Annotated in this window: 18 protein-coding genes and 1 pseudogene; 5 read left to right on the top strand and 14 right to left on the bottom strand. The window is 67.6% G+C overall.

Annotated features, from left to right (window positions below):
• Positions 1 to 27 precede the first annotated feature (27 nt).
• The gene (locus G6N55_RS19370) at positions 28 to 954 is read left to right on the top strand and encodes an RDD family protein (protein WP_085224995.1); all 927 of its coding nucleotides are present in this window, start codon (positions 28 to 30) and stop codon (positions 952 to 954) included.
• 6 nt (positions 955 to 960) lie between these two features.
• On the opposite strand, the gene G6N55_RS19365 is transcribed toward G6N55_RS19370, so the two are convergent.
• Positions 961 to 1350 (bottom strand): hypothetical protein, encoded by a 390-nt coding sequence (locus G6N55_RS19365; RefSeq protein WP_085224994.1) that lies wholly within the window; start codon positions 1348 to 1350, stop codon positions 961 to 963.
• Between the two features lie 198 nt (positions 1351 to 1548).
• Between G6N55_RS19365 and G6N55_RS19360 the strand changes: the two genes are divergently transcribed.
• Positions 1549 to 2259, top strand: coding sequence for a PadR family transcriptional regulator (locus G6N55_RS19360; protein ID WP_085224992.1), 711 nt, complete (start codon positions 1549 to 1551; stop codon positions 2257 to 2259).
• Positions 2260 to 2307: 48 nt separating this feature from the next.
• On the opposite strand, the gene glpK is transcribed toward G6N55_RS19360, so the two are convergent.
• The gene (gene glpK / locus G6N55_RS19355) at positions 2308 to 3864 is read right to left on the bottom strand and encodes a glycerol kinase GlpK (protein WP_085224990.1); all 1557 of its coding nucleotides are present in this window, start codon (positions 3862 to 3864) and stop codon (positions 2308 to 2310) included.
• 134 nt (positions 3865 to 3998) lie between these two features.
• Here glpK and G6N55_RS19350 point away from each other — a divergent pair, with 134 nt between their 5' ends.
• Entirely contained in the window at positions 3999 to 5474 is a 1476-nt protein-coding gene (locus tag G6N55_RS19350) for a glutamate--cysteine ligase (protein WP_085224988.1), read from the top strand.
• A gap of 19 nt (positions 5475 to 5493) precedes the next feature.
• Positions 5494 to 6174, top strand: coding sequence for a class I SAM-dependent methyltransferase (locus G6N55_RS19345; protein ID WP_085224987.1), 681 nt, complete (start codon positions 5494 to 5496; stop codon positions 6172 to 6174).
• Between the two features lies 1 nt (position 6175).
• Here G6N55_RS19345 and G6N55_RS19340 read toward each other — a convergent pair whose 3' ends face one another.
• From G6N55_RS19340 to G6N55_RS29905, 12 genes and pseudogenes are all read right to left on the bottom strand, one after another.
• Positions 6176 to 6748 (bottom strand): VOC family protein, encoded by a 573-nt coding sequence (locus G6N55_RS19340; RefSeq protein ID WP_085224985.1) that lies wholly within the window; start codon positions 6746 to 6748, stop codon positions 6176 to 6178.
• A gap of 5 nt (positions 6749 to 6753) precedes the next feature.
• The gene (gene egtE, locus G6N55_RS19335) at positions 6754 to 7899 is read right to left on the bottom strand and encodes an ergothioneine biosynthesis PLP-dependent enzyme EgtE (protein ID WP_085224983.1); all 1146 of its coding nucleotides are present in this window, start codon (positions 7897 to 7899) and stop codon (positions 6754 to 6756) included.
• The gene (gene egtD / locus G6N55_RS19330; protein WP_085224981.1) at positions 7896 to 8861 is read right to left on the bottom strand and encodes an L-histidine N(alpha)-methyltransferase; all 966 of its coding nucleotides are present in this window, start codon (positions 8859 to 8861) and stop codon (positions 7896 to 7898) included. The genes egtE and egtD overlap by 4 nt, the downstream gene beginning before the upstream one ends.
• The gene (egtC, locus tag G6N55_RS19325) at positions 8861 to 9559 is read right to left on the bottom strand and encodes an ergothioneine biosynthesis protein EgtC (RefSeq protein WP_085224979.1); all 699 of its coding nucleotides are present in this window, start codon (positions 9557 to 9559) and stop codon (positions 8861 to 8863) included. The genes egtD and egtC overlap by 1 nt, the downstream gene beginning before the upstream one ends.
• Entirely contained in the window at positions 9559 to 10851 is a 1293-nt protein-coding gene (gene egtB / locus G6N55_RS19320; protein WP_372517621.1) for an ergothioneine biosynthesis protein EgtB, read from the bottom strand. Before egtB ends, egtC begins: the two co-directional genes overlap by 1 nt.
• 68 nt (positions 10852 to 10919) lie before the next feature.
• Positions 10920 to 12218, bottom strand: coding sequence for an ergothioneine biosynthesis glutamate--cysteine ligase EgtA (gene egtA / locus G6N55_RS19315; protein WP_085224977.1), 1299 nt, complete (start codon positions 12216 to 12218; stop codon positions 10920 to 10922).
• 159 nt (positions 12219 to 12377) lie between these two features.
• On the bottom strand, positions 12378 to 13025 hold the full coding sequence (locus G6N55_RS19310; RefSeq protein WP_085225029.1) for a sensor domain-containing protein: 648 nt from the start codon (positions 13023 to 13025) through the stop codon (positions 12378 to 12380).
• A gap of 101 nt (positions 13026 to 13126) precedes the next feature.
• On the bottom strand, positions 13127 to 14566 hold the full coding sequence (locus tag G6N55_RS19305; RefSeq protein WP_085224975.1) for a catalase: 1440 nt from the start codon (positions 14564 to 14566) through the stop codon (positions 13127 to 13129).
• Between the two features lie 117 nt (positions 14567 to 14683).
• Positions 14684 to 15073 (bottom strand): hypothetical protein, encoded by a 390-nt coding sequence (locus G6N55_RS19300; RefSeq protein ID WP_085224973.1) that lies wholly within the window; start codon positions 15071 to 15073, stop codon positions 14684 to 14686.
• Between the two features lie 212 nt (positions 15074 to 15285).
• Entirely contained in the window at positions 15286 to 15660 is a 375-nt protein-coding gene (locus G6N55_RS19295; RefSeq protein WP_085224972.1) for a hypothetical protein, read from the bottom strand.
• 120 nt (positions 15661 to 15780) lie between these two features.
• Positions 15781 to 15894, bottom strand: coding sequence for an SHOCT domain-containing protein (locus tag G6N55_RS30475; RefSeq protein WP_232079081.1), 114 nt, complete (start codon positions 15892 to 15894; stop codon positions 15781 to 15783).
• 165 nt (positions 15895 to 16059) lie between these two features.
• Positions 16060 to 16621, bottom strand: a pseudogene (locus G6N55_RS29905) (PPE family protein); the annotation flags it as partial.
• A gap of 368 nt (positions 16622 to 16989) precedes the next feature.
• On the opposite strand from G6N55_RS29905, the gene G6N55_RS30185 reads away from it, so the two are divergent.
• Positions 16990 to 18258 carry a PPE family protein gene (locus tag G6N55_RS30185; RefSeq protein WP_085224970.1) on the top strand — a complete coding sequence of 423 codons (1269 nt, stop codon included), beginning with the start codon at positions 16990 to 16992 and terminating at the stop codon, positions 18256 to 18258.

The following is an 18258-nucleotide window of genomic DNA, read 5'->3' as shown; positions in this document are numbered from 1 at the left end:
CCCGGCGAACCTGTACCGTTCGTTGTTATGTCGGAGGTGGTGACCGGGGACGCCGTGGTGCTGGACGTGCAAATCGCCCAGCTGCCGGTGCGAGCCCTGAGCGCGCTGATCGACATCACGGTGATCTTCCTCTTGTACATCGTCGGGCTGATGCTGTGGGCGGCCACACTGACCCAATTCGACGGAGCGCTCAGCGGTGCCATCCTGATCATCTTCACGGTGCTGGTGATGGTCGGCTATCCGATGGCGTTCGAGACGGCCACCCGGGGCCGGTCGGTCGGCAAGATCATCATGGGCCTGCGCGTGGTGTCCGACGACGGCGGCCCAGAACGCTTCCGGCAGGCCCTTTTTCGCGCGTTGGCATCGGTGGTGGAGATCTGGATGCTCGCGGGCAGCCCGGCCGTCATCTGCAGCATCTTCTCGGCAAAGGCCAAACGCGTCGGCGACATCTTCGCGGGCACCGTCGTCGTCAGTGAACGCGGGCCGCGATTGGGGCCGCCGCCGATGATGCCGCCATCGCTGGCGTGGTGGGCTTCGTCGCTGCAATTGTCGAACCTCGATGCCGGCCAGGCCGAGGTCGCACGCCAATTCCTTTCGCGGGCACACCAACTCGAGCCCCAGCTGCGCGCGCAGATGGCATACCGAATCACCGGTGACGTGGTGTCCAGGATCGCGCCGCCGCCCCCGCCCGGCGCCCCGCCCGAGCTGGTACTGGCCGCCGTGCTGGCCGAACGCCACCGCCGCGAGCTGGCGCGGCTGCGCCCCGCCATGCCGCCGGGCCCACCGCCCGGCCCCTGGGCGGCCGGACCGCCGCAGTACTACGCGCCGCCGGCGTGGCCCGCCCCACCGCCGGTGGCCACGCCGCAACAACCGGTCGCCTGGCCGCGGCAGGCAGCCCCGGAGGCGACACCGCCGCAGGGACAGCAAACCGGCGGCTTCTCGCCGCCAGGCTAGGACCGGCTACCGCGCGACGCTGGCGGCCATTGCGGCGACGTCGGCGACAAGCAGCGCCCAGCCGAACAACGGCACCGCGATGCCGCCGCGGCGCTTGGCCGTGAAAAATGTGACGAGGATGACGACGAACGCCACCAGCGGCGCCCCGTAAAAGGCGACGCCGAAGTCGATCGCGCCCCCGCCGCCATCGGAGCACGTGCGATCGGTACACCCGTCGGTACTCATCACCGCGCCGAGCGCGAAGAGCATGACGATCGCCGCGGCCGGCACCGTCGACAGCGCCAAACCCCAGTTCACCCACGGCCGCGCGGGCCGATCCTGACCGCGGTCGCGCCGCGCCGACCCGGTGCCGTGCGTGTCGCTGTCGAACGTCATGTTGGAGTTCTTTGCGTTCATCACGGAGTCCGTACCCGTCGCCCGCCCGGGACAAACGAGTCCTGGGCGCCTACCGTTCCCGCAGCTCAGGGCCGCGCGAACGCGGAATTGACCGCCGCCAGCCGATATTCATAGTTGCATCGCGATCGCTTCCGATATATCGTGATATACCGAAGCGCACGGACGGTGCGCAACCCCGAAAACATGAGGACTACAACAATGAGCAACCAATTCACTCCCCCGGAGGGGCCGCTCGCCGGTCACCCGGGTCTCGGATTCGGCTTCGGCCCCGCGCAACGGCGGGCCATGCACGACGCCCGGCGCCAGGCACGGCGCGAATTCCGCGAACAGCTCCGTGAGCACGGCGGCGAACAGGGCTTCGGTCCCGGTTTCGGCCCAGGCTTCGGGCCCGGTTTTGGACCCGGCTTCGGCCCGGGCTTCGGTTTCGGCCCCGGCGGCCGGCGCGGCGGACGCCGTCGCGGCCACGCAAGCCGCGGACGCCGCGGTGACGTGCGGGCGGCCATCCTTACGCTGCTCGCCGAGCAGCCGATGCACGGCTACGAGATGATCCAGCAGATCGCCGAGCGCAGCAACGGGCTGTGGAAGCCGAGCCCCGGTTCGGTCTACCCGACGCTGCAGCTGCTCACCGACGAAGGGCTGATCACCGCGAGCCAATCCGATGGCAGCAAGAAGCTTTTCGAACTGACCGAGGAAGGGCGCGTGGCGGCCGAGAAGGTCGAGACCCCGCCGTGGGACGAGATCACCGAAGGCGCCGACCCCGGTCAGATGAACCTGCGGTCGGCCATCGGCCAGCTGTTCGGGGCGGTCGCGCAATCCGCGCACGCCGCCAGCGCCGACCAGCAGCAGCGCATCATCGAGATTCTGAACAATGCGCGCCGCGAGGTCTACGGCATCCTCGGCGAGGACTGACCGATCTACCGAGAAATGCCCGTCGGCCCTGCGCCGGCGGGCATTTCGCTATGACACGTCGACCCAATCCAGCGTGCGCTGCACCGCCTTACGCCACCCGGCATATCCCTCGGCGCGCAGGGCGGCGTCCCATTTCGGCGTCCACCGTTTGTCTTCTTGCCAGTTGGCCCGCAGGTCGGACGGATCGGCCCAGAACCCCACCGCCAGACCGGCGGCGTAGGCGGCACCCAGCGCGGTGGTCTCGGCGACCACCGGCCGCACCACGTCCACGCCCAGCACGTCGGCCTGGATCTGCATGCACAGTTCGTTTTGGGTGATACCCCCGTCGACCTTCAGCACCTCAAGCCGCACGCCGGAATCCGCTTCCATGGCATCCATCACATCGCGGCTCTGGTAGCAGATCGCCTCCAGCGTCGCGCGGGCCAGATGCGCGTTGGTGTTGTATCGCGACAGCCCGACGATCGCGCCGCGCGCATCGGACCGCCAGTATGGGGCGAACAACCCGGAAAACGCGGGGACGAAATACACGCCGCCGTTGTCGGGAACCTCGCGGGCCAGCCATTCGCTTTGCGCGGCACCGCTGATGATGCCCAGCTGATCACGCAGCCACTGCACCGCCGAACCGGTGACCGCGATCGAGCCCTCCAGCGCGTAGACGGGTTTGGCGTCCCCGAACTGATAACAGACGGTGGTCAGCAGACCGTTGTCGGACCGCACGATGGTCTCACCGGTATTGAGCAGCAGGAAATTGCCGGTGCCGTAGGTGTTTTTCGCCTCGCCCGCATTGAGGCAGACCTGTCCGACCATCGCGGCGTGCTGGTCACCCAGGACTCCGGTGATCGGCACCTCGTCGCCGAAGGGTCCGTCGTTGGAGGTGACGCCGTAGGGCTGCGTCGGCGACGACGACGCGATCGCCGGCAGCATCGCGCGCGGAATCGAAAAGAACGACAACAGCTCGTCATCCCAGTCCAGCGTTTCCAGATCCATCAGCATGGTTCGGCTGGCATTGGTCACGTCGGTGACGTGCACTCCGCCGCGCGGACCGCCGGTCAGGTTCCACAACACCCAGGTGTCCGGCGTGCCGAACAGGGCATCACCGTTTTCGGCGGCCGCGCGTACCCCGTCGACGTTCTCCAGGATCCATTGCAGTTTCCCGCCGGAAAAATAGGTCGCCGGCGGCAGGCCGGCCTTGCGCCGGATCACGTCGCCACGTCCGTCGCGGTCCAGCGCCGACGCGATCCGGTCGGTGCGGGTGTCCTGCCAGACGATCGCGTTGTAATACGGCCGGCCGGTGTGCCGATTCCACACCAGCGTCGTCTCGCGCTGGTTTGTAATTCCCAGCGCGGCAATGTCTTTCGTCGAGAATTTGGAAGTATTCAATACCGACAGCAGCACCGCGGAGGTGCGTTCCCAAATTTCGATCGGATTGTGTTCGACCCAACCGGCCTGGGGCAGGATCTGCTCGTGTTCAAGCTGGTGACGTGCGACCTCGGCGCCGTCGTGATCGAAAATCATGCAGCGGGTGCTGGTGGTGCCCTGATCGATAGCTGCGACGAACTCGGCCACCTGTCTCCTTCGTCGTGAACTGCGACACGTTCCTGCCATCGTCCATGATGGTGCACCGACCCACCAGATCTGCAGCTAACCCAGCCGCTGCGCCGCGACCGGGCGGGCACCCGGCGCCGCAATCCGTCGCGTCGCCCTTGCGTTACCGGCGGCAACCCTGTTGCATCGGCGATGTGGGCGAAGAGGTCAAGCGCACCACGTATGACCGTGCACACCGGCGGGAGTACCGGCGCAAAGTGCAACTATGTCTCGACGTCTTCGAGACGATGCTCGCCCAGTCACGCTTCGACTCCGATCGGCCGCTGACCGGCATGGAGATCGAATGCAATCTGGTCGATGACGACTATCAGCCCGCCATGGCGAACCGGCACGTGCTCGATGCCATCGCAGATCCGGCGTACCAGAAGGAATTAGGCGCCTACAACATCGAATTCAACGTGCCTCCCCGGGCGTTGTCCGGACATACCGGCCTGGACCTGGAGGCAGAGGTACGAAACAGCCTCAACGACGCGCAGGCCAAAGCCGGCTCGGACGGCACCCGGATCGTGATGATCGGCATCCTGCCCACGCTGATGCCCGAGCATCTGTCACGCGACGGCTGGATGAGCGAATCGTCCCGGTATGCCGCGCTCAACGAGTCCATCTTCAACGCGCGCGGCGAGGACATCCCGATCAATATCTCCGGCCCCGAACCGCTGAGCTGGGAGTCGGTGACGATCGCGCCCGAATCCGCTTGTACCAGCATGCAATTGCATTTACAGGTAGCCCCGGCCGACTTCGCCCCCAACTGGAATGCGGTGCAGGTGATGGCCGGCCCGCAGCTGGCGCTGGGCGCCAACTCGCCCTACTTCTTCGGCCATCAGCTGTGGTCGGAGACCCGCATCGAGGTGTTCTCGCAGTCCACCGACACCCGGCCCGAGGAGCTCAAAACCCAAGGGGTGCGGCCCCGGGTGTGGTTCGGCGAACGCTGGATCACGTCGATCCTGGATCTGTTCAAAGAGAACATCCGCTACTTTCCGTCGCTGCTGAACGAGTTGTCCGACGAGGATCCGGTCGCCGAGCTGACCGCCGGACGCATCCCGGCGCTCCCCGAACTGCGCCTGCACAACGGCACGGTGTACCGCTGGAACCGGCCGGTGTACGACGTCGTCGACGGGCGCCCGCACCTGCGGCTGGAGAATCGGGTGTTGCCGGCCGGCCCTACCGTCATCGACATGCTGGCCAACTCCGCGTTCTACTACGGCACGCTGCGCACGCTGTCCGACGAAGAGAATCCGCTGTGGACGAAGATGAGTTTCGCTGCGGCGCATCATAATTTCCTCGAATCCGCCCGCCACGGCATCGACACCGTGCTGCACTGGCCCGAGCTGGGTGAGGTGACCGCGACAAAGCTGGTGCTCGACACACTGCTGCCGATCGCCCATGAAGGATTGCGCCGCTGGGGTATGGACTCCGACGTGCGCGATCGTTTCCTCGGCGTCATCGAGGGCCGCGCCAAGGCCGGCCGCAACGGCGCCACCTGGCAGGTGGCAACGGTGCACGCGCTGCAGGACTCCGGCCTGACGCGGCGCGCGGCGCTGGCCGAAATGCTGCGCCGGTATTGCGACCATATGCACGCCAACGAGCCGGTCCACACCTGGCCCTGCTAGCCGCGGGTACGTTGGAACCATGACACCCAATGAGGTAATTGACTGGGACAGCGCCTACCGCGGGGAGGGCGAGTTCGAAGGGCCGCCGCCGTGGAATATCGGTGAGCCACAGCCGGAATTGGCCGCATTGGTAGCGGCCGGGAAATTCCGCAGCGACGTGCTGGACGCCGGGTGCGGGTTCGCCGAACTGTCGCTGGCACTGGCCGCGCAGGGCTACACGGTGCACGGCGCCGATCTCACGCCCACCGCCATCGCGGCGGCGACCAAGGCGGCGCAGGAACGTGGCTTGACTACCGCTACCTTCGAGGAGGCCGACATCACTACGTTCTCCGGCCACGACGGCCGGTTCGCCACCGTGGTCGACAGCACGCTGTTTCATTCGCTGCCGGTCGAGGGACGCGACGACTATCTGCGTTCGGTGCATCGCGCGGCGGCGCCGGGCGCCAACTACTTCGTGCTGGTGTTCGCCAAGGGTGCTTTCCCCGCCGAGATGGAGCCAAAGCCCAACGAGGTGGACGAGGACGAATTGCGCGCCGCGGTGAGCAAATACTGGGAGATCGACGAGATTCGGCCCGCCTACATCCACGCGAACATCGTGGAGATGTCCGACGCCCCGTTCGATTTCCCGCAGCACGGCCGCGACGAAAAGGGCCGGATGAAGATGCCCGCTTACCTTTTGACGGCGCACAAGGCCGGCTGAGTTACGGCCCCATGATGGCCAGGCCCCAGTTCAGGTGGCCCTGCCAGACGCTCGCGATGCGCCCGCCCTGCACGGCGGGTTTGGGATCGCCGATCGGACCGCCCGCGGCACGGATCGATGCAACGGTCGAGTCCAGGTCGGGCGACCACAACGCCAGCCCGATCAACGCCGGCTCGGCGCCGGCGGCGACCACCTCGATGAAGCCTTCCCCGGCGCGGTAGAACGCCATCTCGGGTCCGCCCGGACCGCGCGGATGAAAGCGCCGGCGCGGCGGGGCGCCCAGCACCGCGGTGAGAGCGGCGACGGCAGCGTCCAATTCGCGCACCACGTAGACCACGTGGTCGACATGTGTGACACCGCAGGGGTGTACGGCGGCGGTGACCGGCGGGTGGACGGTGGTCGGTACCCCGAGAACATCGGGCTCCGTGTGGATCTCGTCGAATCCCCAGCCGTGCTCGCCGGTCAGTGCGCAGCTCACCCGCCCGATGCGGACGGTGCGGTCTTCCACCACGAATCCCAGTGCGGTCCAGGCACGTTCGTCACCGGGTACGCCGAGCCAGGTCAGGGCGGCCATGCCGGTTACGCCGCGGTCGCCGCGGTGGCGGCGATCAGGGCTTCGGCAAAGGTCTGTAGGTCCTCGGCGGTGGTGTCGGCGTGCGGCGAGATCCGCAGCCGCGGCGCGGTCATCTCCAGCGGCGCGCGCTGCACCCCGGCGTAGGTGGTCAGGATCCGCCGTTCGGCGAGCAGCCATTCCCGCACCGCCTGCGGGTCGGCACCGTCGACCGGCGCCAAAGTGGTGATGGCGCTTGGCTCTTCGGCCTCTTCGAGCACCGCCCACCCCGGCACATCGGCCAATGCCGTCCGGCTGATGCTGCCGAGCTCGGCCAGTCGCGCGCGCATCGCCTCGGGCCCGAACGCCAGATACTCGCCGAGTGCCACCGAAAATCCCACTCGCGCAGCAATATTGGCTTCGCCGAATTCGAGCTGCTGGGCCACCGAGAATGACCCGGACCACTCCGGTGCGGCCAGCCGGGGATGGAGCCGCTGGGTCAGGTGGGGTCGAATCGCCAGGAAGCCGACACCGCGCGGGCCGGCGATCCACTTGCGCGATGAGGAGTAGATGACGTCGGCCCCGACCGCGCAGTCAACCTGGCCCAGCGCTTGCGCGGCGTCGACTACCAGGGGCAGACCCAGCTCGCGGCACAGCTTCGCGATCATCGAAATCGGTTGCACGACACCGCTATGGCTGGCAACCGGGGTCAGGTGGACGAAATCGGGCGGGTCGGCCCGCAGGGCGAATGCCGCGTCGTCGAGCGCCAGCCGGCCGTCCTCGAGGGCCGGCAGCAGCTGGCGGTCGAATCCGTGGGCGGCCATCACGGTGAGGTTGGGGCCGTATTCGCCCGGCAGGCAGGCCAGTGTCCGGCGCTCGGCGGGCCAGCTGCCGAGCAGCAGATCCAGCGCGTGCAGCGATCCCGTCGTGTACACCACGTCGGCATCGGTCATCCCGGTCAGCGCGGCGAACGCCGCACGGCCGGCATCGAGCGTGGGCGCCGCGGCCAGTGCCGCCACATACCCGCCGACCTCGGCCTCGTGGCGGGCATACTGCGCGGCAGCGTCGATGGCCGCGAAGCTCTGGCGCGAACAGGCCGCACTGTCCAAATGCAAACCCGCTACGGGTGGGCGGGCCTCCCGCCATCGCTCGGCCAGCGACCCGCCATCGGTCACTTGACCGCCAACGACAATCCGAAATCGCCTGCGGCGTCGGTCCACCACTGAACGCGGCGCAGTCCGGCGCCGGCCAGTTCGGCGCTCACCCCACCCGGGTGGAACTTGCTCGACACCTCGGTCAGCATTTCCTCGCCGGCGGCGAACTCGACGGTCAGGTCGAGGGCACCAACCCGGACCCGCTGCGACCGGTCGGTCCGCAGCCACATTTCGATGCGTTCCTCGTCGGCGTTCCAGCGAGCCACATGTTCGAAGGCGTCGACGTCGAAATCGGCGTCGAGTTCCCGGTTGACCACCGCGAGCACATTGCGGTTGAACCGGGCCGTCACACCGGCGGCGTCATCGTAGGCGCGCAGCAGCCGACCGGTGTCCTTGACCAGGTCGGTGCCCAGCAGCAGGGTGTCGTCGGGCCGCATCACGTCGGCGAGGGACTTGAGGAATTCGGCGCGAGGCCCCGGAGTGAGGTTGCCGATCGTCGAACCGAGGAACACGAACAGGCGCCGGCCGCCGCCGGGGATCTCGCCGAGATGCTCCTCGAAATCGCCACAGACAGCCTTGATTTCGACGCCGGCGTATTCCTCTTGGATGGCGGCCGCCGCGGTCGACAGGATGCTCGCGTCGACGTCGAACGGTACGAAACGGCGCAGCGATCCGCGACCGTGCAGCGCGTCGAGCAGCAGACGGGTCTTCTCCGAGGTGCCGCTGCCCAATTCGACCAGGGTGTCGGCCTGACTCGCCGCCGCGATTTCCGTGGCCCGGGCGCGCAGGATCTCCGCCTCGGCCCGTGTCGGGTAGTACTCCGGCAACCGGGTGATCTGGTCGAAGAGCTCGCTACCCACTGAATCGTAAAACCATTTGGGCGGCAAGCTCTTCGGCGTGCGCTGCAGACCGTCGAATGCATCGCGGCGCAATGCGTGGTACGCCGAGTCGGCGGCGAGATGGTTCGACAACGTCAGTGTCATCAAGATCCTTTCGGCTCGTCCAGCGGAGTCATGGTTACGCCTTTGGCGGTCACTTCGACGAGGTGGCGATCGGGAACGCCCTCCCATTCGGAGTCGTCGTCGTAGGGCTCACTGGCCAGTACCACGCCGTCGTCGCGGCGCAGGACGGACAAGGTGTCGCCCCAAACGGTGGCCAGCAGGCGAGAACCGTTGGCGGCCAAAATATTAAGCCGAGCATTCGGGTCAAGCGACCCGATCTGCGCGATGGTCTCACCCAGGACTTCGAGCCCCAGCGAGAAGATGGTGGCCGCCAACATCGCACTATCGCAAACGGATTCGGCCGTCGACGTCAAGGGCAGCACCCCCCGATCGACGACACCGTTATGCGAGAGCAGCCACTGACCGTCGGTGAAGGGCGCGGTAGCGCTGACGTCGAGCGGCATGCCCACGGTCGCCGAGCGCACCGCGGCCACCACGCAGCGGCTGCGTAGCGCGGGCGCCACCGATTCCAACGACGTATCGCCCCACAGCGGCGCGGTGCTGCGCCAGCGCCGGGGGACGCCGTCGTCGAAAAAGCCGACGCCCCAACCGTCGGCGTTCAACAGGCCGTGCTTCTGGCGTCGCGGGGAATAGGACTGCACGCGAAGGCCGAAGGGCGGATCCAGTATCAGCGAGGAGACGCTGACGTCGGCGCCAAGCCAGCCGAGGTGACGGCACATCAGGCGCAGTCCCCCGCGTCGGGAACGTCCCACGCCAGCCGGACACCGGAGAAGATCTGACGACGGATCGGGTGGTCCCAGTTGCGGAAGCTGGGCCGCAGGATGGCGGATTCGACGGCCCACGACCCGCCGCGCAGGATTCGGTAGTCGCCGTCGAAGAACGGCTGCGAGTAACGGTCGTAGATCATCGGGACGAAACCGGGCCACGGCCGCAGCGGCGAACTGGTCCACTCCCAGACATCGCCCAGCATCTGCTCGGCGCCGTAGGCAGACGCGCCGGCCGGGTACGCGCCGACGGGGGCCGGCCGAAGTGCGGTGCCACCCAGGTTGGCGAACTCACCCGACGGCTCCTGCGCTCCCCACGGATAGCGGCGCCGGGTCTCGGTGACGGGGTCCCAGGCGCAGGCCTTTTCCCATTCCATTTCGGTGGGCAGCCGCGCACCGGCCCAGGCCGCGTACGCCTGCGCCTCGAAGTAGGTGACATGCTGCACCGGCTCGTCGGCCGGAATGTCTTCGATGTAGCCGAAGCGGGTGCGGGTGCGCCCGTCGGCGCCCCAGAATTGCGGCGCGCTAAGCCCCGCGCTGCAGCGGTGCTCCCAGCCGCGATCGGACCACCAGCGCCGCTCGCGGTAGCCGCCGTCGCCGATGAACTGTTGCCATTCGCCGTTGGTGACCGGGACCCGGCCGATGCGGAACGGCGGCAGGTCGACGACGTGGGCGGGGCGCTCGTTGTCCAGCGAGAACGGTTCGCCGGTGGCGTCGACACCGAGCACGAACGGCCCGCCGGGCACCAGCACCGACGTTCCGGCCAGGCCCGCCCGGCCCGCGGGCAGGTTGGCGGGGTCGCGCAGCAGCGCGGCGCCGGTGCGCAGGTTCAGCGCCTGCAGCATGGTTTCGTCGTGCTGGTTTTCGTGGCTGACCACCATCGCATAGACGAAGGCGCCACGGTCTCCGGCGGCGTCGTCGGGCAGTGCGTCAAGGGCATCCAGTGCGGCGGAACGCACTGTGCGGCAATAGGATCGGGCCTGCTCCGGGGAGAGCAGCGGCAGATCGACGCGACTGGCACGGGAGTGTTCGAACGCGTCGTAGAGGCCTTCGACCGACGGATCCAGCATCCCCGGGCGATTCGGGTCACCACCGCGCAGCAGCCACAGCTCCTCCTGTTGACCGATGTGCGCGAGGTCCCACACCAGCGGGCTCATCAACGGGTCGTACTGACGACGCAGTTCGGCGTCGTCGAAATCGACCAGCCGCAGCGTGCGCGTGCGCGCCCGCTCCAGATCGTCGGCGATCCGTTCCCTGCATGACGATCGCAAGCGCGGCGCAGCCGGGCGCAGCGGGTCGGAATCATCGGGGAAAGTCACAGGCCCCCTTGCGCCAACTGCGACACCGTGGCCGCGATGCCCTGGTCGATTACCTGGTCGGAGAAGTCATCGCCCGGACATCGGCCCCGTTCGACGCTGCCGATCAGCCGCTCCATCGCGCCGGTGAGCTCGGGCGGCGCCTTCGCGGCGGCGATCGCCACACAGGAAGTGGCGGCCTCGTGCAAACGCCGGTCGCTCAAGCCGAGCCGGGCGGCGTTGTCCCAGGCGGTGGCCACCGGTTCGACGGCCGCCGCCGCGGCCTCGGCCGCGACCGGGTCGTCGAGCAGGGCAACCAGGGTGAATGCGATCGCGGGCCAGTAGGCATCCGGCGCGCTGTCCAGGTAGCGGATTTCCAGCCATTGTCTGGGGCGCACCGGCGGGAACAGCGTGGTCAGGTGATAGTCGAGATCCGCGAGGGTGGGCCTGCGGTCGCAGAGCTGCGCCGAGCCATCGGCCCAGTCGGCGAAGGACACATAGTGGGTGAGCGCTTGAAGGTCCGGGCCCTGCGGGTTGTGCACCATCATCACCGGCGCCTTGAGCGCGTAGCGCGCCCAGTCGGTGCCGGGATCGTCGCCGCTGGCACCCAGGATGGGCCCGCAGCGCGCCGAGTCCATCTGGCCCCACACCCACTGCCGGGTGGACACCCAGCCCGAGAATTCGCCGCCCAGCATCGGGGAGTTGGCCGCGATCGCGATCATCGTGGGGCCGAGCGCGTGCGCGAGCCGGACCCGGTCCGCCCATCCGGCCTGCGGCCCGGCGTCCAGGTTGACCTGGACCGCGGCCGTCGACGTCATCATCGCGGCACCCGCCTCGGCGGAGTCGCTGGCGGCGAAGAACTCTTCCATCGCGCGGTAGCGCGCGCCCGGGTTCACCCGCTTCGGCTCGCGCAGGGGGTCGGCGCCCAGGTAAACCAAACCCAGACCGGCGCCGGCGAAGGCCTTGCGCAGCACGCCCTGGTCATTGCTCATGGCTTCGATGGCGGCGGCGCCGCCGTCCTCGGGCCGGCCGGAGAGTTCGACCGCGCCACCGGGTTCGACGGTGACGACACTGCGGCCGGGCATTGGCGGCAGCTGGTCGATGACCCCGGTGATTTCGTCCCAGCTCGGCCGCCGGCAGGGATCGGCCGGGTCGACGCAGTGCGCCTCCATCTCCAGCCCGACGCGTCCCGGTGGGCCGTCGATCAAACAACCATCGGCGATGTATTGGGCGGCTTCCTCGGAACTGGTCAACACGGAATCGACCGGGCGGGCGGCATCGAGCTGGGAGGCCGCGGCGGTGATAGCGGCGAGCGTCATATCACGATCCCTCCGGGCCCGACCGCACGCGCCGAGCGCCTTCTTGGGCAGCTATCCGAACGATAGCCGCCGTCCCTTCATCTTCCAGATCGCTCCGACATATTCCCGTTCCCGCAGTTGCACGCCGCACGGCTTTTATAAATACCCAAATTCACCGAATTATTGCCCCAACGCGTTTTGCATCGCCCCGGCCAGCACATTGACCGCGGGTCCCGCGTTGCCAGACTGGCAAACCTTCGCCTGAAGCAACACGTTTTCACGCAGCCGGGTTTGATCGAAGCAGCGGCGATCGGTGCTCGCTTCCTGCTTGGTCCAGTTCGCGTCGGTCCCGGTCGCCGGCGCCCCAGCAAACGACCAGACCTGCGTCTGCCCGTTGTCCAGGTGCATCGCGGTGGTCTGACCCGAGCACCCCACCGTGCGATCCACCAGTCGGTGGTAGGCCCGGTCCGCGGCGTCGTTCGTCGCGAAGACGCCGACCGCCTGCTTGACCAGATGTGTCTGATCGTTGGCCGACGTCTGCGACGTGGCCGCATTGAAGGACGCCAAGTCCGGGTCGTTGTACACATCGGGTAGCCCGATGTCCGCCCAGTTGTTGCAGTCGGCCAGGTCGACGAAGAAACTTTGCACCGGTGCGGTGAATACCGCCTCCCACCCCATCGGTCCGCCGACGATGTTGCCGACCGACCCCTTGCCGAGGACCGCATAGGAGACCACCCCGGGTTCGGATGGGTGGGCGGCCGCGACGGGGACGCCTGCAGCCACGCCCAAGCCCAGTCCGACGCTTACCGCCACAGCGGAGATCCGCATCATGAATCTTGATCATGCCAGGTGGCCGTCTGACAGCGAAGGTGGAGTTGTCGGGGCGAACATGACCAAATCCGCCCGACAACCCGACGTTCGGCGCCGAGCTATTGACCCCGAACGCCCTCCTCGACCTTCTTGCCGAGATCCGGGTCGACGTTGCGCCAGTACTCGAACACCCTGGACAGCACCGGCTCCGTGACGCCCTTGGAGACGTGCCCGATGATGTTGTGGGCCAATCGATCTCGCGCGGCATCGTCGAGAACCTCGCGGACCATGGTGCCCGCCTGGCCCCAGTCGTCGTCGGGGCGCAATGTGTATGCGGCGCGGACCATTTGGCCGTCGGCCATCCACCGCACCTCGGCCGCCCGCGCCGGGTCGGCCTGCGGGCCACCGTAGGAGTTGGGCGCGTAGACCGGGTCCGACACGTTCGTCATCCGCATCGCGCCGTCCTTGGAGTAGCTGTTGACCTCGACCTTCGGTGTGTTGACCGGGATCTGGCGGTAGTTGGTGCCCAGCCGGGCGCGGTGCGCGTCGGAGTAGGAGAAGCCGCGCGCGAGCAACATCTTGTCCGGGCTCAGCCCGGTGCCCGGCACGGTGTTGTTCGGCTCGAAGGCGGCCTGCTCGATCTCGGTGTGGTAGTCGGTGACATTGCGGTCCAACGTCATCGTGCCCACATCGATCAACGGATAGTCGCCGTGCGGCCAGACCTTGGTCAGGTCGAACGGGTTGAACCGGTAGGTCTTGGCCTCCTCGAACGGCATGATCTGCATCTTGAGCGTCCAGCTCGGGTGATCGCCGCGCTCGATCGCATGGTAGAGGTCGCGCTGGTGGTAGTCGCCGTCCTCGCCCGCCAATTGGTCGGCATCCTCTTGCGTCAGGAAGTCCACGCCCTGATTGGTGATGAAGTGATACTTCACCCAGAAGATCTCGTCGGCGGCGTTGATCCAGCTGTAGGTGTGGCTGCTGTAGCCGTTCATCTGGCGCCAGTTCTTGGGGATGCCGCGATCACCCATCAGCCAGGTCACCTGATGCGCGGACTCCGGCGACAGGCTCCAGAAGTCCCACTGCATGTTGTGGTCGCGCAAATTGGTTGCCTGCATCCGCTTTTGGGACCGGATGAAGTGCTGGAACTTCAACGGGTCACGCATGAAGAACACGGGCGTGTTGTTGCCGACCATGTCGAAATTGCCCTCGGTCGTGTAGAACTTCAGCGCGAATCCGCGTGGATCCCGCCAGGTGTCCGGGCTGCCGCGTTCGCCCGCGACGGTCGAAAACCTGGCCAGCATTTCGGTTTTCGTGCCCGGCTGGAACACCGCGGCCCTGGTGAACTTGCTGACGTCGTTGGTCACCTCGAAATGACCGAACGCGCCGCCGCCCTTGGCGTGCGGTTGGCGTTCCGGGATGCGTTCCCGGTTGAACTGCGCCATCTGCTCGATCAGGTAGTGGTCCTGCAGCAGAATCGGACCATCGGGACCGATCGTCAGCGACTGGTCGTCGCTGGGCGCGGGAATGCCGGCGTCGGTCGTGGTGAAGCGCTCCGTCATCTCGCCATCTCCTCGCTGACTGGGCCGTACCCGCAGGCAGTGCGACGGGTACCCACCCAGTGTGAACCCGAATCGGCGCCAAGCGCTTTCATTGGGCAAATCGGGTGGCGTTCGGCCCTAGGGACGCGGAGCGGGGACGCTGGTCGCCGGAGCGGGGGCAGGGGTCGCCGGAGCGGGTGCGGCCGGACCGTACCCCGGCGGCAAACCGTACTGGTAGGGCGGCATCATTCCGGGACCACCGCCGTACTGCCACGGTCCCGGGCCGCCAGGGCCGCCCGGACCACCGGGCTTCCACATCTGGCCGTGATGACGGTGGCATTGGTGATAGTGATATCCGAAGATCATCGCGCCGGAGAAGAAAACCACCGACAGGATGAAGACGATCCCGGCGACGATCACCACCCACGCGGCGGCCGTGTAGACCTTGGGCGGTTTCACCAGCTGCGGCGGTGGTGGGGCCGTCGCCACGGGCGTCGGCTGCGCTGCGGGTTCAGGTGTTTCACTCATGCCTTGAATACTGCCCCCGGATGCAACTGCCGCAACAGATTCCGGCGACAAAGTTGCTGTGAATTCATCCAAACGCGATCCGGGCGCCGGCATCGCCGAAACCACTGGTAGCCCGGCGCTCTGGTGAGCGCCGGGCTATCGCGTGTGAAATTAACGGCCCCCCGGAGTCCTCCTATTACTCCGTGAGCATCTGAACGGTTGAGGTCTGTCGGCTACGGCGTGCGAGACGGAGCGACCGACGACGGAACCTGGCCGGGCCCCGGCGCGGCGGGCGCCACCGACGCGGGCGCACCCGGCTGGTTCCCCCCGGGCCAACCCGGACCACCCGGTCCGCCCGGGCCACCGAATCGGTGGGGATGCACCATCGCGTGGTGCTTGTGGTGGTGGCCGTGGTGGCCGTGGTGCCCGGTCGACTTGCCGAGCATGAAGCCGGTGAAGAAGATGACCGCGATGATGAACACGGTCCCGGCGGCGATGGCGACATAGGCCGCCGCTTGGAAGACCTTGGGGGTCCGGTAGGCCACCGGCTCTGCCGGCGCAGTCGCGGTCGAGGACCGCACAGTTGGGGTTTCAGATGTTTCACTCATGAGACAAATGATGCGGGGGTAAACACAAGTTATGGCTATGCGCTACTTATGTAGCAGCTGTGAGCGCAAAACCCCTGGTCACCTGGTGAAACAGCGCGCCTGCTGAGCAGGCCACCCAGGTCAGCAGAGTCCGCCGAGAAGGCGTTGCTTCTGCTCGTTGAACTCCTCGTCGGTCAGCAGGCCCGCGTCGCGCAGCTCTCCTAGTTTGCCTAGCAGTTCGGCGAATTCACGCATCTCCGCGGCGATACCGGTCAGATGGCCTCCCGCGGTCGGTGAGGGCGCGGGGTGGGCGCGGGCGGTCGCCCCGATGCGTTCCCGGCGAGCCGGGCTCACGGTGCCGTTGATCGCCTGGCCGGCCATGCTTGCCAGGGTCATCTCGCCGAACACGCCTGCCGGACCGCCGGCGAAGACTTCCGGGACGGCACCCAGGCTGGTGGTCGGCAGCACCAGCGTCGCCGTCTGGGTATCGGTCGCGGCCGATGTGCCGGTGGCCTGCGCGAGCGCGGCAGCTTGGTCATTCGACCCGTCGGGGCGGGTGCTCTCCGGGGACGAAGTGAACGGGGTCAGCGTTGTCGCGGATGCCGACAGCGCGGCGTAGCCGTACATCGCCGCGGCGTCCTGAGCCCACGTCTCGGCATAGTGGGTTTCGGTCGGCGGCGATCACCGGCGGGGGCACCACCGCCGCGAACGCCACCTCATACGCGGCGGCCGCCGCCTTGGTCTGCGCGGCGGTGGAGCTCATCCACGCCACGTAGGGAGCAGCCGCCGTCGATGCCGATGCGAGGCCCTGCCAGGGGCCGGAGATTAGCCCAGCGATCACCGATCGGTAGCCCGCTGCCGCCATGTGCAACTCAACGGCCAGACCCTGCCAGGCCGCCGCGGCAGCCAGCAGCGAGCTTGGCCCGGGGCCGGAGTACAACCGTCCGGAGTTGAATTCCGGTGGAAATGTTACGAAATCCATTGCTGCACAACCTCCTAGCGGACGGCAAATCACGTTGGCGGCCACCATGGCCCCACCGCTGTATTACTGCATAGGAGATAGAAGCCCGCAGATCTCACGAGAATTTTCCAGCCAGCGCCGCGGGCGGCGTCGGGTGCGGTAACTGGACCGCGGCTCAAAGAAACACTTGTTTGGCGCGCTTGGGGGCTATCCAGAAGGGTCCTGCGCAGCACACTTTGGCGGAATCCACGGCCCCACGCCTAGCCACCCTCCTCGACCAAGCCGCCTAACGATGTTGCACTGACCACTTGACAATGCCAGACCCTATTGGGCACAAAAGTAAATGCGCCGAGCAAATCGCCGCGCTTGACTCAGGAAATGGGTTGGACATGGACTTCGCCTTGCTGCCGCCGGAAGTCAACTCGGGATTGATGTACACCGGGCCGGGGTCGGGGCCCATGCTGGCGGCCGCGGCCAGCTGGGACGCGGTGGCCGCCCAACTGGAGGCCGCCGCGGCCGGCTGCTCCGCGGAGATCGCGGGGTTGACCGGCCGGTGGTTGGGACCGTCGGCGGCGCGGATGGCTGCCGCGGGCACCCGGCAGGTGGCCTGGCTGCAGGCCAGCGCCGCCCAAGCCGCACGGACTGCCGCGCAAGCCTATTCGGCCGCGGCCGCCTACGAGGCGGCGTATGCGATGACCGTGCCCCCGCCGGTCATCGCCGCCAACCGGGCACAGTTGATGGTGCTGGTGGCTACGAACTTCTTCGGGCAGAACACCCCGGCGATCGCGGCCACCGAAGCCCAGTACATGGAGATGTGGGTCCAAGACGCCGCCGCCATGTACGGCTACGCCGCCACCACCGAAACCGTAAGCGCCCTGGAACCTTTCGACGAACCCCCACAGACCACCAACCCCGACGGCCAAGCAGACCAAGCCACGGCCGTCGCGCGCTCGGCCGCCGACGCCACCAGCGCCCGCACCCAATCCGCGGTCCAGCTCGCCACGAACAACGCCGCGCAGCTCACCTCGACCAATCTCCCGCCGGGCGACACCGTCACGGTGCCGGCCGGGACCAACGTCACCGTCGGACCCGGCTCAGTGGCCTGGGTCAACAGTGGAAGCATTGAAGTACCCCAGTCTTCCGGCGCGATGGTGGGGACCTATTCGTCCATCGTCGTCCATGCCGGCAGCAGCTTTACTCTCGACCAATTCAGTAGTGGTAATGCGTATGCGGGCTCCGTCGTCTACCTACCCGGCCAGACCATCACGGCTGGCGCCAACCCGATCGAACTCACCCCGGCCGCCGGGGAATTCATCCAGGGCAGTATCGCTAGCGGCTCGGTCTCCGCCACGGGCGACCCGGCAGTGGGGTTTGGTTGGGTCAGCACCCTTGCCAACGCCGTCACCGGTACCGTCGGCCCCGGCGAGGCCTCCATCACCAATGTGATCGGCACCGTTACTATCGTTACCCCGGTCACGCCCATCGCAACGCCCTCTGGAGGTTTGGTGGCGGCGTCCGCGGCAGCACCGACGGCGGCGTCGCCCGGCCTGGCCGGCACCGCGGGCATCCAACCCCAGTTCGACGTCGGCGCGCTGATGGAATGGGGCCCGGGCATCGACGGTGCCGACCTCGCCGCAGGCCTGGCGGAAGCGGGCTGA

The organism is Mycobacterium florentinum, from assembly GCF_010730355.1.
GTDB lineage: Bacteria > Actinomycetota > Actinomycetes > Mycobacteriales > Mycobacteriaceae > Mycobacterium > Mycobacterium florentinum.
This window is presented reverse-complemented; position numbering and strand designations above follow the sequence as displayed.